We start from the raw sequence: 1,012 nt of genomic DNA on the forward strand, positions 1-1,012 counted from the left end.
GCTCTTTCGACGTTTTGAAGGAGGGTTTTAAGTAATGATCGAGATTGAAAAACCAAAAATCGAAACGGTTGAAATCAGCGACGATGCCGAATTTGGTAAGTTTGTCGTAGAGCCACTTGAGCGTGGATATGGTACAACTCTGGGTAACTCCTTACGTCGTATCCTCTTATCCTCACTCCCTGGTGCCGCTGTAACATCAATCCAGATAGATGGTGTACTGCACGAATTCTCGACAATTGAAGGCGTTGTGGAAGATGTTACAACGATTATCTTACACATTAAAAAGCTTGCATTGAAAATCTACTCTGATGAAGAGAAGACGCTAGAAATTGATGTACAGGGTGAAGGAACTGTAACGGCAGCTGATATTACACACGATAGTGATGTAGAGATCTTAAATCCTGATCTTCATATCGCGACTCTTGGTGAGAATGCGAGTTTCCGAGTTCGCCTTACTGCTCAAAGAGGACGTGGGTATACGCCTGCTGACGCAAACAAGAGAGGCGATCAGCCAATCGGCGTGATTCCGATCGATTCTATCTATACGCCAGTTTCCCGTGTATCTTATCAGGTAGAGAACACTCGTGTAGGCCAAGTTGCAAACTATGATAAACTTACACTTGATGTTTGGACTGATGGAAGCACTGGACCGAAAGAAGCAATTGCGCTTGGTTCAAAGATTTTAACTGAACACCTTAATATATTCGCTGGTTTAACTGACGAAGCTCAACATGCTGAAATCATGGTTGAAGAAGAAGAAGATCAAAAAGAGAAAGTTCTTGAAATGACAATTGAAGAATTGGATCTTTCTGTTCGTTCTTACAACTGCTTAAAGCGTGCGGGTATTAACACGGTTCAAGAGCTTGCGAACAAGACGGAAGAAGATATGATGAAAGTTCGAAATCTAGGACGCAAATCACTTGAAGAAGTGAAAGCGAGACTAGAAGAACTTGGACTCGGACTTCGCAAAGACGATTGACTAGTTTCCCTTGTGAACTAGGATTTTCCCGGG

General features: G+C 42.6%; 1 protein-coding gene. It reads left to right on the top strand.

Annotated features, from left to right (window positions below; all coding sequences use genetic code 11):
* Positions 1 to 34 precede the first annotated feature (34 nt).
* Positions 35 to 979, top strand: a complete 945-nt coding sequence (locus UB43_RS29425) for a DNA-directed RNA polymerase subunit alpha (RefSeq protein ID WP_045190701.1) — start codon at positions 35 to 37, stop codon at positions 977 to 979.
* The last annotated feature ends 33 nt before the right edge of the window (positions 980 to 1,012 follow it).

The organism is Pseudomonas sp. 21, from assembly GCF_000955805.1.
GTDB lineage: Bacteria > Pseudomonadota > Gammaproteobacteria > Pseudomonadales > Pseudomonadaceae > Pseudomonas.